Below are 16,961 nucleotides of genomic sequence, written 5' to 3' on the forward strand. Positions count from 1 at the left end.
ATAAAAAAGTTATATTTTTACAAAAATAACCACTATCTGGATTTTCGGAAAGGTTATATAATTCTTTTGTAATATATTTGAATTGTAGGAGGAAGAATTACTTGAAGCGCGTTTTATCTTTTATTTTGGCTTTCACATTGACAGTGGGCCTGCTTCCAATTTCTGCTTTTGCCGCGGTCGATCCACAGGATCAAGAGTTCCAGGATTATCTCCAGAAAATTGGTCTGTCAGAGGAGGATTTCATCGCCTATCTGACAGACTGGCATGATTACACTCTAGAAGAGTTTGAAACTTTGGATGAATTAATAGAGTATCTTGGACCTGTGTTAGACGATGAGAATTTACAAGAATTGCTTGCAGAGTTTGAATTGACTGAGGAAGAATTCAATCAACTGCTTGAGGAAAATGCAGCAACATTGGATCAATTCATTTTTTATGAAGATTTATACTTCAGTATGTCTGACTGGCTCTACACTGAAGAACTAACACCGATTACTGACGAAAACCTGCAAACGCTTCTTGAGACTTATGAATTTGGATCAATCGAAGAATTGGAAGCTTTCCTAAATTCCTATGATGATTCAATCGAGAACTATGAATATGTTGAAGACCTTGAATTTGCTATTGCTGAACATTACTTTATGGACGCTAAAGATGACCTGATCAACACTTTGGATTCTTTCGGTCTCTCGCTTAAAGAAGCCAATAATCTTGCTAATCATCTCATTTATATTATGGAAAATCCTGACCTTGATCCAGAACAATTTTTCACGGCGCTGGAGGAATACGGTACTAGATTAATGGATTTCCCTGAGTTTGACAGCGCATCTGAACTTTCTGCTGAAGACATTGCCGAATTCATTGACATTTGGGATGGCATGCTTACTTTGTTGGACCTAAAAGTAGAATACTATCTGGTTAAGGACGGAGTAACTACTCCTGTTTCATTTGCTTCCCTTATGCAAATGGATTCTACCAATGGAGCCGACTTAATGATAAAAATATTTTCTACTAATGGTGACCTTTTAGCTGACATGGTCATCACAAAGGAAATGTTCGACTCGGAATTTATTGAGGAAACCGGAGAAAACCTGGAAGATACAACTGATGCAGCTGAAGGAGTCAAGAAAGCAGCTGAAGACGTGGCAAAAGCAGAGAAGAAAGCACCAGCAAAAACTGTTAAAGGCGGCAAACTGCCTAATACTGCTTCAGATTACATGCAAAATACAATGACAGGACTAGCGATGGTCCTTCTAGGAGCTTTTGTATTCAGGAAAGTGAAAGTTAAACGTGCATAAATATTTCAAAGAAAGAAGAACCGGAAAGCTGGTTCTTCTTTCCCTATCCGTTGTCATCATTGCATTGGGTTTCTGGTTCAGCGGAACAAATGCTTATAAATTCATGAAGGGCTATTGGCTCTTTAAAACTGGTGAACCGAAAACAGAGGTTGCCTTTGCTGATAAGCCTGTTAAGACAGCAGATAAAAAATTGCAAAGCGCTAAAACCAGCCTCTATTCTAAAAGACCGGAAAAAGGGGAAATGATTGGCAATCTCTCCATTCCTAAACTTAGTGCCAATTTGCCAATCTACCATGGTACTGATGAGGATGAACTCGAAAAAGGAGTGGGACACTTCTCTGGCAGCGTGCTTCCTGGGGAAAAGGATAATTCTGTTCTTTCAGGCCACCGTGATACCGTTTTTCGCAAACTTGGTGAAGTTGGGAAGGGAGATTTGCTGGTTGTCTCGACAGATGCAGGAGAATTCACATACAAGGTAAGGAAAGTCCGTATTGTTGATGCGGATGATAGAACGGTGATCGTTCCAAAACCTAGAGCGACTCTGACCGTAACCACCTGTTATCCTTTTGATTTCATTGGGGACGCTCCGGAAAGATATATTCTGGTTGCCGATTTAATTGAAGCTAATGAACAAGAATAAAACCTGAGCGAAATCTAATCTGCTCAGGTTTTTTACAGCTTATAAAATATAAGGTCTTTTATGTGCATCCCGCTATCTTGTCAGGAAGTAACGAAATAAACCGTTGTAAATCCCTTTTGCTGCTTTCTTTTGGTACGTTGTTGTAGCTACGAGCTTTTCCTCTGTCGGGTTGGACAGGAAGCCAAGTTCCACTAGTGCAGCTGGCTGTTTATTTTCACGAACTACGTGGTAATTGCCGTACTTGGAACCCATATTCCGCAGCTGGGTTGAGGCTGCCAAAGAACTTTGGATCGAGCCAGCCAGCGGTGCATCCTTAGAGCTGCTATAATAGAACGTCATGACTCCACTGCTTGTTGAAGAATAAGCATTATAGTGGAGACTTAAGAACGCATGAGCTTTATGATTATTGCTGATATTTACCCGTTGTGTCAGGCTTAAATAGGTGTCGGAGCTTCTTGTTAGAATAACTTTCGCCCCCGCATTTTCCAACAGAGGTTTAAGTGCCAAAGCCGTTCTCAGCGTCAACGTTTTCTCCAGATAGGTTCTTCCCCTTGTGCCACTGTCATAGCCTCCATGGCCTGGGTCAAGCACGATAACCTTTCCCTTTAAAACAGTATTCGGGTCACGGACGAGCGGTCCATACACCCAGCCGATGACGCCACTCGGACTCTTTACTTTTACCCATCCGTTGCTCACACCAAGCTTCTCCATGAACGTTCCTGCTTTTTCTGTATACAAGATTGGATATGACGTACTTGGGCCTTTGCGAATGTTGGTATTCACTTTTAAAACTACCTTTGTCACTGTCGCTGCAGGCTTCTGCTTGGTGATATAGGAATTCCAGACCCATCCCGTTTTATTGAGAGTGGATGCATATACTTTCAGCCAAGATCCATCTGTCCCGTAGACTTTGACTGCAGTTCCTTTTGGCAAGGAACCTAAAATACTGCCGCCAGGAGCACTTCGGAAATTCAGGTTAGTAGCTGTTACGTAACCCGTCCAGGTTGTCGCATTGATATACTGGGAAGCAACCCAGCCCTTCAATGAGCCATAAGAAATCCTTGACCAGCCGTTTTTCTGTTCATACACAGTTACAACCTGACCTTGCTTGAGTTTCCCTACTATTGAATAGGCTGTGCCCGGCTGTGAACGGACATTGAGCACATCAGCGTTAACCTTAGCCTGGAAGCTATAGGCAGCCTCTGTACGATCGGCATAGAAAGATAATGAAAATGATAAAAGGACCAAAAAACTCAGAAGCAATTTACCAAAAGAAGCGACTTTCAACATTTTCCCACCTTTTGTCTAAATTTGTCTTTTTTTAAGGACACTACCACTATAAGCCATTTATGGAAAGAGAAAGAGGGTAAAAAGACCCGAATATAAAAGGTGGTAAAAATTAACAAAAATGATTTTCTGAATAATGTTTCGCAGAAAAGAGAAGGGGTATAAGAATAGGTAGATAATTTTTACATAGACAAAAAAGAGTAACCCTTTTTATAAGGTCACTCTCCTTCCAACATTATTCTATCCCAATCAAATAAACTTCCTGGATCTGTTTTTCGTTCCGGTGCATATTCATCATGCCCGATAATATGTATCCTGTCCCTTTTAATTTCCTTATTTCTTGCCAGGATATCTTCTAGCAAAAGATTAAGGGCTTTATATTGTTCTTCTGTGTATCCAATATGTTCTCGGGGTATTTTTTTATAATGATCAGCCGACATCATCGACTTCATTTCAGCCTCTGTGCCGACAGCTAATAACTCGATGCCGATGGAATACTTGTTCAAGTGATCTTTATACTCGGAGAATGCAGAAAGTTCACCTTTCCCTGAATGACGTGCCGCCCTGCTTTCCGGCATTAAAAAGTAGATTTTCCCCTCACGGTCGATCATATAATGCGGAGAAACATCGTAATCAATGAAGATTTTCCGGATATCCTCATACTCATAAGGATTCTCTGGATTATTGGCAGCATTGCTGATAAAGTGCAATACCACGTGAGTACTTACATTGCTTCTTGGCACAAAATTCATATCTGGCATAAAGTCTTTGATCAGAGGAATCTGTTTCTCAATAATAAGACTTTCCTCCGATTCTTTTACATCGGCTCTGGCAACAGCCTCTTCATGAAGACCCTCAGAGCATCCACCAATTATAAATATCATAAAGCTGAGGACCACCAAAACTAACCTCTTATTCATCTTTTTCCCCCAGATATTCTATTAATCTAAATATTAATTCGATTCAATTACCTAAAACCCCTTCTATATGGATAGTTCTTTTTGCTAGGCTCTTTTAAACTAGGCTGTTGATTTTCGTTCCAGTCGCTTCGCTTTCCGCGGGGAAGAATAAAGAAAAATCCCAAAGGCCGGATTTTTCATAAATCAATTCTTCCTTGCAGTCGGGGAGCCTCCTCGGCGCTTTATTCGTCTGCGGTGTCTCCCCATTACTTGCTCATCCCGCAGGACATTGATTGGCTTCTCGAATCAGCCCACGCACGAAGGAAATGCGTTAGCATTTTCGAGGAGTCTACGCGCCTTCCACTACGATCAACAGGGCTTTAAAACAACATTGGGCCTTAAAAGAGCATTTTGCTAAAACCCGCCTGGATTGAGTATGTAAGTGCCTGCTCAGTAAAAGCGGTGAATTATATCGAACAATTTGCGTTCCAGCAAAACACAGACTTTTGTACCTGCAGCAGTTTCCCGCCCCCCTAAATACCCCATTAATAAAGGATATATTTCCTATGCCCTTTTCACTAATTTAAAGAATATTCAATTTATTCATTTTTTTATATGTCGATTTTGATAGAATAGGGGTGATTTGCCACCAGGCTTAATAGCTTAGTAGCAAAACTACCTTTTACAAGGAGGAAACGATTAATGAACTACCGCAAAAAGTTGTATCGTAAATTATTTTCAGTAGCTGCCACTGCTGCTCTATTGACTTCAATTGTTGTTCCTGCAGCCTCTGCAAACATGAAGGGTGTTAAGCCTGGCAAGCCTTATGAATTAACAATCATGCATACGAATGATACCCATGCTCATTTGGACACTGTCGCAAAGCGTGTGGCAGCAATTAAACAAGTACGTGAGGAAAACGCTAACACAGTTTTATTAGACGCTGGAGATGTTTTCTCTGGAACATTGTATTTTAATGAGTTTAATGGATTAGCAGATTTAGAATTCATGAATATGGTTGGCTATGATGCCATGACATTTGGAAACCACGAATTTGATAAAGGTACCGAAACTCTGGCGAACTTTGTCAAAGAGGCAAACTTCCCATTTGTCAGCGCAAACGTAAACTTTGAAAATGACGAAAATATGAATCTCCTTGCCAATAATGAGGTTTCTTCGGATGCGAATGATGGCGAAGTCTACAAAGGCATTGTAAAAGAGGTGAATGGGGAGAAAATCGGGATTTTTGGTCTAACTACTGCTGAAACAGTAGACATCTCCAGTCCGGGTGAGGATGTTGAATTCACTGATTACATCAATGAAGCAAGAGAGGCTGTTAAAGCTTTTGAAGAGCAAGGCGTTAATAAAATCATCGCCCTTACTCATATCGGTTTGAACGATGGCGGCGGAGATAATGACCTAACGTTAGCTGAGGAAGTAGATGGCATCGATGTTATTGTCGGCGGACACACTCATGTCAAGTTAGAAGAACCGCTCGTCGTGAAAAATGGTAGTGAACCAACTGTCATCGTACAGGCAAATGAGTATGGTAAATTCCTTGGAACACTTGATGTAAAGTTCAATAAAAACGGGAAGATCATCCAACATAATGGAGAGCTCTTAGATATCACTACTTATCCAGAAGATGCTGAAGCTGCAAAAATTTTAAATGAAAATTATAAACCAGCCGTTGATGAAATGAAAAAGAAAGTGATTGGAACTGCAAGTGTTGAATTAAATGGTGTGAGAGAATTTGTACGTACAGGTGAAACAAATTTAGGTAACTTAATCACTGACGGAATGCTTGCGAAAGCAAAAACAATCAATCCAAACACAGTAATCGCTCTGCAAAATGGTGGCGGAATTCGTGAATCCATTGATACTGGTGAAATTACCTTAGCAGAGGTCCTTACAGTAATGCCTTTCGGAAATTCTTTAGCCATCATGCAATTGACTGGCGCTGAAATTAAAGAGGCTTTGGAGCACAGTGTTAAAGAGGCTCCAGGGACCTCCGGAGGCTTCCTGCAGGTGGCTGGATTGAAATTCACATACAACAGCACACTTCCTGTTGGCCAGCGAGTTCAGTCTATTGAAGTAAAAGAAGATGGCGTCAACTATGTAAGCTTGGATCCTAACAAGACATACGCAGTAGCAACAAACACCTTCACCGCTAAAGGCGGAGACGGATATGATGTATTCGCAAAAGCTTATAATGAAGGCCGGGTAAGCGAACCAGGTTATGTGGACTGGGAGGTCTTCACAGAATATGTGAGTCAACAAGAAGAGCAAACTGTTAGTCCAGAGGTAGAAGGACGTATTATCGATATAGCGAATTAAGTAAGAAAAGTATTGCCCAGCAAACCTTGTAAGTTTGCTGGGCTTTTATTTATCACATAGGACAGTCCATACTCCATCTCCTTACCACCCTATAAAAGCTGATAGGGTTCTTAGCTTCTCCTGAAAATGTTCCTCAACAGAAAAGAATGGTCTCTCATTAAGAAAAAATAAACCTAATAAAAATGGCAGCATTATCAGTATGTAGTTCCTGAAAACCTTTGAGATAAATTGTTTTCGATGTTCATTCAAATATAATAATAGCACCGGAATCGCCAGACCCACTGTCACGCCAAGTATATTAGCTAACGCATCTATGAATTCCGCGCTTCTGTCAGGAAGGTAATATTGCCGATACTCTTCAAAAATACCGATCGACACCAATGTCATCCATACAACATTCATATGCTGTTTTACACGATGTCCATTAGAGATTAATATGATCATTACTCCAATACAAGCAGATATAACAGCAAAGCTTATAAAATGCAGCTGTTTATCCATTCCAAATAGTAGTTGATAGTTGAGTGCCACTATTCATCACCCTTTCACCTATCAGCATAACCATCAGTCATTATTGATAATCAGTTCTTTTAACGGTTCATCGATTTACTAGTTTATACACCTATCAGTGGAAATTTCAAAGCAAAAATCCAACCCGAAAACATTTCTCTTACCACCTATTTCAACTGAGAGGCATGTTTCTCCATTAAATATTTTAATTTTTTTGAGTATTTGCGCAAACGATATCATTAGTAAAAAAAACAGATTGATATTAATCATCTTGCGGTCCTGTTTTATTCCTGAAGCGCAGACATGGTTCTCACTTATCCGTGAAGTAACCTCACAAACAACATTCAAGGAGGGTTAACCATTTATACGGTTAACCTCATTTTTTGACGGGCATGGACAGTTTGGATTCGAATGTAAATACGTACGTTCCTAATTGGTCTCTAAAGTCTTTAACCAAGCTAATTCAACGGTTTAATAATTATTTTTCAACAAAAAAGACAGTGATCTCTCAAGATTCACTGTCCTTAATTCTATTTCATCCCTGAAATCGTATATCCATCGATAATATGCTTCTGGAAAATAATGAAGATGATGACGATCGGAACGACCATGAAGGTTGAACCGGCCATTTGCAGGGCAAAGTTCCCTCCATATTGGCCTTTCAAAAGCTGTAATCCTACTGATAAAGTATACAAACTCTCATCGTTAGCGATGATCAATGGCCACAGGAAGCTGTTCCAGCCTGCGATGAAGGTAAGAATTCCCTGTACGGCGAGAATCGGTTTGGTCATAGGCAGGACGATTTGCCAGAATACCCGTAACTCACTTGCACCGTCCAATCTGGCTGCTTCAAGCAGTTCATCTGGAATGGTCGTCATGAACTGACGGAAGAGGAAGATGCCGAACGCCCCAACTAGACCTGGCAAAACAATGCCCGCCATTGTATTGGCCAATTGCATCTGGTTCAGGATCAAATATACAGGAATCATTGTTACCTGGCCTGGAATCATCATTGTCGCCAGGACCATGAAGAATAACTGATTGCGGCCTTTAAATTCAAATTTTGCAAAAGCGTAGCCCGCCATAGCATTCAAAAACAATCCTACGAATGACCAAAGAACAACGATAATTGTATTTTTTAAATAGAGGCCGAAATTCATATTCACAAAAAGGTTATGGAAGTTTCCGATTGTCCATTCTTGAGGAAACAGTGTCGGTGTCAACGCCATAACTTCGCTTTCTGGCTTAAAGGCAGAAAGGATCATCCACACGAAGGGCAATGAAACTAAAATCCCCCCAATTGCAAGGATGATTCCGACAACCCATTGCTGCGTCTTTTCCTGCTTCACATTGCTGCTTAATGATTGTTTTGAAATTGCACTGGATTTCATTTGTCTTCCACCTCTGCTTTCCTCAATAATCCTGCTGTTTGTTTTGGATTTTGAATTGAATCAATGTAATGATAATGATGGCAATGAACAATATGAACGATCCAGCTGCCGCATACCCAAAGTTAGAGAACTGGAATCCGTTACGGTAAATGAATAATGCAACAGAAGTCGTGCTGTCAAGCGGCCCGCCATTGGTCATGACGAACGGCTCTTCGAAGAACTGGAGCCAGCCAATCATTGTTGTAATCGATACAAAGAAAATGGCGTAGCGAAGCAAAGGAATCGTGATCTTTGTCAGCTGCTTCCAATTGTTTGCGCCATCAAGCTGCGCAGCTTCATAATAGGTTTTCGGAATCCCCTGCAATGCCGCCAGGAAGATGATCATATTAAGTCCGATTGCCCTCCAGAGCGCAAGCAAAATCAATGAGATTTTTGCCATAATCGGGTCCTGGAGCCATGGTACATCCGGCAGGTTCAACAAATTTAATATATGGTTGAATAAACCAAGGTGAGGGTTGTACAGATAGCTCCAAACAACAGCAACCGCAACAACGTTTGTGATGGAAGGCATGTAGAAGACAACCCGGAAAGCCTTGAAAATACGTGCTTTCCCAAAATTGATCAGTAGCGCTATTGCTAAAGATAAAATAATAACGAGCGGAACACCTATCACTACATAGAACAAGGTGTTAAGAATCGATTTTACAAATATCGGGTCACTTACAACTTCTTTATAATTCTCAAGGCCAACAAAGCTAATTGATGACCAATCGGCAATCCCGACTAAATCAAGATCCGTAAAGCTGATAAAGAGTGCTACAAAGATAGGCAGTATAGAAAATAATGATAAAAGGATAATGGCAGGAGCTATAAAAAAGTAAGGAGTCTTGTTTGCCAAAAAGCTTTTCATTGTAAGTCCCTTCTTTCTCAGTCCGAATATTCCGGACTAATGTAGTTGCCGGCAGGCAAGCGCCTGCCAGACAACCTGTTTCAGATTACTTGGAGAGGATTTTTTCAGCCTCTTGATCAAACGCATCCATTTCTTCCTGGATGTCAGCACCACCGCGGTAAATCTTCTCGAAACGGCTCAGGAAATCCTGGGCGATTTTTTCGAAAGGCTTTATCACAGGCATTGGCTGTGCATTTTCCATTTGCTCACCAAACACTTTATAGTACTGGTTTTCTTGAAGCTGTTTGTCGTTCCATGCCTCTTTGTTCGCTGGCAGGGAGTTCGTCATTTCAAGCCATTTAACCTGTGTTTCTGACTTGCTCATATAAGCAAGGAATTTAAGTGCTTCTTCTTTGTTCTTAGTGTGCTCGAATACAGACAGGTTAGATCCGCCTAGTGTAGATGTATTTGTTTCTTTGGCAGGAAGAACAGCTGTTGCCCACTTACCTTCCAACTCAGGTGCCTGATCATTGATGATTTTAACCATCCAAGGTCCGCTGATGAACATCGGCAGGATGCCATCGCCTTTGAAAGCCTGGACGATATCAAGTCCAAGGTCAACAGGTGCAGAACCATCCTTGAAGAAACCATTCAGGTATTCAACAGCTTCTACAAATTCCGGTTCATTAAAGTAAGCTTCATTTCCTTCGATCAGCTTAGAGCCATTCTGGCGCGCAAGCATGAATGATAAGCTTTGCTCATTTGTATCAATGCTGATACCGTATTTGTCATCGCCACGGTCATTAAGTTTCTTCGCTGCATCACGAAGCTCATCCCAAGTCTTCGGCGCTTCTTTATAACCTGCTTCTTCTAATAGGTCTGTGCGGTAGAAAAGAACGCGAGTATCAACATACCAAGGCACGCCTACCACTTTGTCCTCATATTTTGTTGTTTCAATAGAACCATCATAGAAGTTTTCGGCTGCTAATTCCGGATACTTCTCTGTCTGATCGGACAGATCCATCAATGCATTCGCAGATGCGAATTCAGGAATCCACGTTGTCCCCATTTGCACAACATCAGGACCTTTTTTAGAAGCCACTGCTGTTAACAGCTTGTCATGTGCCTGATCCCATGGAATAGCCTGGACTTTAACATCGATTTCCGGATTTTCTTTTTCAAACTCCTCAGCAATTTTCGGAAGTGTTTTTGCTTCTTCCCCCATGCCCCAGACATTGATGACTTTCTTGCCGTCTTTCTCGGAACCAGAATCAGAAGAACACCCTGCAAGTGCACCAGATACAACTAATGTACCTACCATTGCAGCTGCTGCAAATTTCTTGCTGAATACATTGAACATATTTTTGCTCATTCGTAAAACCCCCATAATAATGTGATAAGGTCTTGCATTTAAATTTCCCGCTATAGCAAATAATTACTTATAACCTGCGAAATTCTACCTTTGTTTACGAAAACCCCCTTATAGAAACGTTTCGAGAGCTAGTAAAAAAATAAATGTGTGTAACTGGCGAAACGATTCAAGGTTTCCTGACTCTTTTTCCGAAAAGAGCAGACCAAATCAATTGAAACGTTTCGATAGGGCTATTATATTTCATAGTGTAATCGTTTTCAAGTAGAAATTTGAGATGGGTTTTAATTTTTTTCATAAAAACCTGCTATTACTGGTTTCGCTTTCATTTACCGGTAGAAACGTTTCGATTATTTATTGACTCTGAAAAAGAAAGCGCTTATAATGCAGTTGTATTCTTATTCGAAACGTTTCTATTTAAATTTATTCCTACTATATTTTACGGGAGGTTCACCCCTATGAACAGTCAGAAACTTACTTCTTTATTAAAAGAAATGACGCTAGATGAGAAAATCGCACAATTACTTCAGTTAGCAACTCCCTTTTTCGAAGGATCCAAGGATGAAGGGCAGATTACCGGTCCACTTGCTTCTATGAATATATCGGAAGAAAACGTCCGGAACACTGGCTCCGTCCTCGGTGCTTCAGGCGGAGCAAAAGAAGCGATCAGCATACAGAAAGCCCACCTGAAAAAGAATCGACTGGGAATTCCCCTCTTATTTATGGCGGATGTCATTCACGGGTATAAAACGATTTTCCCTGTACCACTTGCGATCGGCTGTTCATGGGATTTAGATAAAGCCCAACAAAGTGCAGAAATCGCAGCAAAAGAATCTGCAGCTGCAGGCGTCCATGTAACCTTTTCACCAATGGTTGATTTAGTTCGTGACCCTCGCTGGGGACGCGTGATGGAATCGACTGGTGAAGATCCATTTTTAAATGGTGAGTTTGCGAAGTCGTTTGTTCGCGGCTTCCAAGGGCAAGACTTGAAAAATAACACAGATTCCGTTGCAGCCTGCGTGAAGCACTTCGCTGCATACGGTGCTCCAGAAGGCGGCCGTGATTACAATACGGTCAATATGTCGGAACGCCAGCTCAGGGAATCATATCTCCCTGCATACAAAGCAGCACTAGATGAAGGCTGTGAAATGGTCATGACCGCTTTTAACACGGTCGACGGCATTCCCGCGACTGGCAATGTAAAACTGATGCGCGACCTGCTTCGCGAGGAATGGGGCTTCGATGGTGTCCTCATTTCCGACTGGGGAGCGGTAAAAGAAATGATTCCTCACGGCGTCGCTGAGGATGAAGCAGAAGCTGCATACAAAGCGATCCAAGCTGGTGTCGATATCGAAATGATGACATCCTGCTATGTCGACCATTTAAAAGAGCAGGTCGAGGACGGAAAAGTGGATGAACAGCTTATAGATGAATCGGTTTTGCGGATTCTGACTTTGAAAGATAAATTAGGATTGTTTGAAAATCCGTTCCGCGGTGCGGATGAAGAACTCGAGGAAGAACTGATTATGAGTTACGAGCACCGCCAAGCTGCTAGAGAGCTTGCGGTAAAGTCTTCAGTTTTATTGAAAAATGAAGGAGTTCTTCCTATTAAAAAAGAAAAGAAAATCGCCCTGGTCGGACCATTCGCACAAAGCGGCGATATTCTTGGGCCATGGTCATTCCTTGGCTCAAAGGAAAAAGCGGTCCAGCTATACGATGGCTTACTGGCGAAGCTTGACTCCTCCCTTCTTTTCACAGCAAAAGGCTGTGACATTGAAACAGGATCTGAAGAGCAATTCGCGGAGGCAGTGAAAGTGGCGAAAGAAGCAGATGTGATTGTGCTCGCGCTTGGCGAGGCATCGGAAATGAGCGGTGAAGCTGGCTGCCGTGCGAATATCGGCCTGCCGAAAGTGCAACTGGAACTTGCCGGAAAAATGAAAGAACTCGGCAAACCAATCGTTGCAGTATTATTCAACGGACGTCCGCTTGATCTCCACGGAATCTGGGACGAATCCGACGCAATCCTGGAGGCATGGTACCCAGGCACAGAAGGTGGAAACGCGGTAGCTGACATCCTGTTCGGCGATGCAAATCCATCCGCGAAGCTGACGATGTCCTTCCCATACTCTGTCGGACAGGTGCCAGTTTACTACAACCATTTCAACACAGGCCGGCCACAGGGAGCTCCTGACGCACAGGAAAGATATGTATCACAGTATTTAGATATCCCGAACGAGCCATTGCTGCCATTCGGATACGGCTTGAGCTATACAAGCTTCGAGTATAGCGATATAAAAATGAGTAATACGACACTGTCTGCGTCTAGACCATTGAAGGTTTCCGTAACAGTCGAGAACACAGGCCAGTTGGCCGGAGAAGAAATCGTCCAGCTATACGTAAGAGACGTAGCCGGTGAAGTTGTAAGGCCAATGAAGGAACTAAAAGGCTTCAAGAAAGTCTCTTTAGAACCAGGCGAAAAAGTGACAGTTGAATTTGAGATTAACGAAGAACAATTGCGTTACCACCACGCAGATCTCTCTTTCAAGAGCGACCTAGGAAAATTCATCGCTTTTGTAGGGCCAAATAGCAGGGATACCTTGGAAATGACGTTTGAACTTGTAAAAGAATAATCTACTGAGGGATTTTTATCCGGTATGAGGGGATTTTTTTCAGGGTGAAGTCGATTTATTACCGGTTAGCCGAAATTTATTTCCGGTTGAAGCAAAGATATTACCGGTTGGATCAATTTTATTTCCGGTTAGAGCAGATTTATTTCCGGTTGGACCGAATTTGTTCCAGAAAGGCGATATAATACCGGTTAACTTGAATTTAATACCAGTTGGAGTAGTTTTAATACCAGTTGGAGTCAATTTAATACCAGTTGGCTCTGCTTTACTCCAACGATAAACCCTTTAAAACTAGATAACGCTTAATACCGTTTAACACATACCAGTTTATCAGCTAGTTACAATCCTAAAAGGAAAGAAGTTGACACCGATGACAAAGTCAAAGTTCACCATACAGGCAAATGATCTATGCTTTACGTTTTTAAATAGCGGCGATGTTTATGAGATCGCCAATAAATCAACGATGATCAACCAGTGGCTTTCGAACCCGATCGATGGCTCTATGAATAACATATTTTTGCGAATCCATGGGGAAAATGGAATTCAGTTCTATCCCCTGCTTGGTTCGAAGTCAGGAAGCAAAGTCAGTCACTCCGATAATCAGGTTTTCTATCAGGGCGAGGCTGCTGGCCTTCAATACCAGGTGACTTTTACCCTGGCTGAGGGCGGAGTCTGGTTCTGGGATGTTGAAGTGAAAGGAAGCAATTCGGTGATCGATATCGTCTACGGGCAGGACATGGGCCTTGCTGACAAGGGCGCTGTCCGTACAAACGAAGCGTATATGTCACAGTATATTGACCACAATGCTTTCAATGACTCTGAAAAAGGCTATGTCGTCTGCTCGCGTCAGAACCAGCCGATGAGCGGCGGCTGCTTCCCTTATGTCCAGCAAGGTTCGCTGACGAATGCAACAGGATTTTCGACTGACGGCTTCCAATTCTTCGGCTTGTCTTATAAAGAAACAGACGTGCCTGAAATTTTAACGAGAGAGAATCTCGCGAATGAAATTTATCAATATGAATTTGCTTATACAGCTTTACAGTCTGAAAAAGTGACTCTTGATGGCAATGCGCAATTCGTATTCTATGGAATTTTTAAAGAGACCCATCCAGCAGCTATAACCGAGTTGGAATTTACTGACGAAGTGGCTGCAGCCTGGGAAAGTGTGCAGTCTATCAATGGTGACCATGCAGCTGAACTGCCAAAAGTACAGCTCTCTCCTTCTCTCGGAAAGCCTTTAGAAACACTTTCAATGACAAAAGAAGAAATCGATGAGCTGTTCCCTAACCGCCATCAGGAAGAAACATCCGGCGAAACATTGCTATCCTTCTTCACGGAGCAGCATGAGCATGTCGTTTTAAAGGAAAAAGAATTGCTTGTTGAGCGTCCGCACGGGCATATCCTGATGACAGGCGGGAACGTCGACAACATAAAAAATGTCCTGACAACTTCTTTATATATGTATGGGATTTTCAATTCGCACATCGTTGTTGGCAACACGTCCTTTAACAAGATGCTGACAAATGCCCGCAACGCGCTGAATGTCATGAAGACTTCCGGCCAGAGGGTTTATATTGAAATCGAAGGAGAATACCGCCTGCTAACGATGCCTTCAATGTTTGAGATGGGCTTCAATTATGGTCGGTGGTACTACAAGACAAATGATGACATGTTCATCATCACAACTCACACTGCGGTGGATTCACCGCAATTGCAGCTGCAGGTACGATCTGCAAACGGCAAGGAGTACCGCTATCTTGTGACAAACCAGGTTTCGATGAACAACAATGAATATGCACAGCCTTATAAGCTGAAGCAGGACGGAAATGTCCTTACTTTTACAGCCGCAGAAGGTTCCGACAGCTCGGACGTCTTCCCTGACCTTAGCTACCGCATGCAAATCAACGGAAAATTTGAAGTGAAGGATTCAAAACTGTTTGGAGAAAATATCGAAGCCGAAGCAGCATCTTTGACAGTCTTTGAGCTGGAACAAGCAAGCGAGTGGAAAATTACTGTCCAGGGCCTTCTTGATGGAAAAGAAATACCGTTCACGGATGCTGATGCACAAACAGAAATCGAAAAATACCGCGAATTTTTCGCAGATACAATGAATGGCTTCAAGCTTGCACAGAATGGAGAAGCGACGGAAGAGCTTAAGAAAATTAACGCACTTGCATGGTGGTATACGCATAATATGCTCGTCCACTACTCTGTCCCTCATGGCCTGGAGCAATACGGCGGCGCTGCCTGGGGAACGCGTGATGTCTGCCAGGGACCGACTGAGTATTTCATTGCGACGCAAAAATATGAAAATGTGAAGGACATCATCAAGACGGTCTACTCCCACCAGTACAGTGATGACGGAAACTGGCCGCAGTGGTTCATGTTCGACAACTACTACCGCTTCCAGCAGGAAGAAAGCCACGGCGACATCATCGTCTGGCCTTTGAAGGTCATCGTTGAATACTTGCGTGCAACGAATGATTACAGTATTTTAAACGAACTGCTTCCATATACGGAAAAAGGCAGCTTTGAATTCACTGAGGAAAAAGCAACACTGCTTGACCATGTGAAAAAGCAGCTCCAATATATCAAGGATCATTTTTTACATGATACGTATTTATCTTCCTACGGGGATGGCGACTGGGATGACACACTCCAGCCGGCGAATGCACAGCTGAAGCAGTATATGGCAAGCAGCTGGACGGTTGCGCTGACCTACCAGGTCGTAAGCCACTTCGCGTCACTTTTACAAAAAGAAGATGCACAGCTGGCAGATGAGCTGAGCACGATGGCAGCCGGAATCAAGGAAGATTTCAATAAATACATGCTGTCTACAGAAACAATCCCGGGCTTCGTGTTCATGGAGCAAGCGGACAAGCCTGAACTGATGGTGCACCCTACGGATACAAAAACAGGGATTCAATATCGCCTGCTGCCAATGACTCGAAGCATGATTGGCGAGCTTTTGACGCCAGAACAGGCGGAATCTCACTATCAAATCATCAGAGAGCGCCTGTATCATCCGGATGGCGTGCGCCTGATGGACCGTCCCGCTACCTATAAAGGCGGAGTGAGCACCAACTTCAAGCGTGCCGAGCAGGCAGCCAACTTCGGGCGTGAAATCGGCTTGCAATATGTCCATGCCCACATCCGTTTTGTAGAGGCAATGGCGAAGCTGGGCAAGGTCGATGAGGTTTGGAATGGCCTGCAGACAATCAACCCGATTGGCATCCAGAAAGTCGTTCCGAACGCAGAACTTCGCCAGAGCAATGCCTACTTCAGCAGCTCTGACGGCAAGTTCAATACCCGCTATGAGGCAGCGGAGAATTTCGAAAAGCTCCGCGATGGCTCAGCTCCAGTAAAAGGTGGTTGGAGAATCTACTCAAGCGGCCCTGGAATCTATATGAACCAGTTGATTTCAAACGCGCTTGGCATCCGCCGCGAAGCTCAGGATCTTGTGATCGATCCGATTCTTCCAATGGAAAAAGACGGACTAGAGTTCACGTTTAACATTGACGGGAAACCTGTTACGATCGCATACCATTTTGGAAAAAATGAAGGCGTGAAGATCAACGGACAGGAAGTTGTTGCGGAACAGATGGCCAACCGTTATCGTGACGGCGGCTACCGCATCAGCGTTGCTGAGCTTAAGAAACTGAATGCAGAAAAAAATACGATTGAAGTGAATTTGTAAAAATGAGCGGCCCACAA

At 42.8% G+C, this 16,961-nt stretch carries 11 protein-coding genes; 5 read left to right on the top strand and 6 right to left on the bottom strand.

From position 1 onward, the window contains the following. The first annotated feature begins 101 nt into the window (after positions 1–101). A complete protein-coding gene (locus CD004_RS20830) occupies positions 102–1,298 on the top strand; it encodes a processed acidic surface protein (RefSeq protein WP_158651614.1) in 1,197 nt (398 codons plus the stop codon). Continuing rightward, the gene (locus CD004_RS20835) at positions 1,291–1,938 is read left to right on the top strand and encodes a class D sortase (protein ID WP_407657639.1); all 648 of its coding nucleotides are present in this window, start codon (positions 1,291–1,293) and stop codon (positions 1,936–1,938) included. The genes CD004_RS20830 and CD004_RS20835 overlap by 8 nt, the downstream gene beginning before the upstream one ends. A 72-nt stretch (positions 1,939–2,010) precedes the next feature. Here CD004_RS20835 and CD004_RS20840 read toward each other — a convergent pair whose 3' ends face one another. Beyond that, positions 2,011–3,228, bottom strand: coding sequence for an N-acetylmuramoyl-L-alanine amidase family protein (locus CD004_RS20840; protein ID WP_102264515.1), 1,218 nt, complete (start codon positions 3,226–3,228; stop codon positions 2,011–2,013). 215 nt (positions 3,229–3,443) lie between these two features. Further along, positions 3,444–4,145: an N-acetylmuramoyl-L-alanine amidase gene (locus tag CD004_RS20845; RefSeq protein ID WP_102264516.1), complete on the bottom strand. Its 702-nt coding sequence runs from the start codon at positions 4,143–4,145 to the stop codon at positions 3,444–3,446. 681 nt (positions 4,146–4,826) lie between these two features. Between CD004_RS20845 and CD004_RS20850 the strand changes: the two genes are divergently transcribed. Continuing rightward, entirely contained in the window at positions 4,827–6,461 is a 1,635-nt protein-coding gene (locus tag CD004_RS20850; protein ID WP_102264517.1) for a bifunctional metallophosphatase/5'-nucleotidase, read from the top strand. 81 nt (positions 6,462–6,542) lie between these two features. Here CD004_RS20850 and CD004_RS20855 read toward each other — a convergent pair whose 3' ends face one another. The 4 genes from CD004_RS20855 to CD004_RS20870 form a co-directional block, all read right to left on the bottom strand. Beyond that, entirely contained in the window at positions 6,543–6,992 is a 450-nt protein-coding gene (locus CD004_RS20855) for a VanZ family protein (RefSeq protein WP_102264518.1), read from the bottom strand. A gap of 509 nt (positions 6,993–7,501) precedes the next feature. Then, complete coding sequence (locus CD004_RS20860) at positions 7,502–8,362, bottom strand: carbohydrate ABC transporter permease (protein ID WP_102264519.1); 861 nt, start codon at positions 8,360–8,362, stop codon at positions 7,502–7,504. Positions 8,363–8,384: 22 nt separating this feature from the next. Further along, positions 8,385–9,272, bottom strand: coding sequence for a carbohydrate ABC transporter permease (locus CD004_RS20865; protein ID WP_102264520.1), 888 nt, complete (start codon positions 9,270–9,272; stop codon positions 8,385–8,387). An 85-nt stretch (positions 9,273–9,357) separates the two neighbouring features. Continuing rightward, complete coding sequence (locus tag CD004_RS20870; protein ID WP_233434900.1) at positions 9,358–10,623, bottom strand: sugar ABC transporter substrate-binding protein; 1,266 nt, start codon at positions 10,621–10,623, stop codon at positions 9,358–9,360. A gap of 455 nt (positions 10,624–11,078) precedes the next feature. On the opposite strand from CD004_RS20870, the gene CD004_RS20875 reads away from it, so the two are divergent. Next, positions 11,079–13,250, top strand: coding sequence for a glycoside hydrolase family 3 N-terminal domain-containing protein (locus tag CD004_RS20875; protein WP_102264521.1), 2,172 nt, complete (start codon positions 11,079–11,081; stop codon positions 13,248–13,250). 367 nt (positions 13,251–13,617) lie between these two features. After that, positions 13,618–16,944 (top strand): GH36-type glycosyl hydrolase domain-containing protein, encoded by a 3,327-nt coding sequence (locus tag CD004_RS20880; RefSeq protein WP_102264522.1) that lies wholly within the window; start codon positions 13,618–13,620, stop codon positions 16,942–16,944. The last annotated feature ends 17 nt before the right edge of the window (positions 16,945–16,961 follow it).

Origin of the sequence: Mesobacillus jeotgali (assembly GCF_002874535.1) — a bacterium.
Lineage (GTDB): Bacteria > Bacillota > Bacilli > Bacillales > Cytobacillaceae > Mesobacillus > Mesobacillus jeotgali.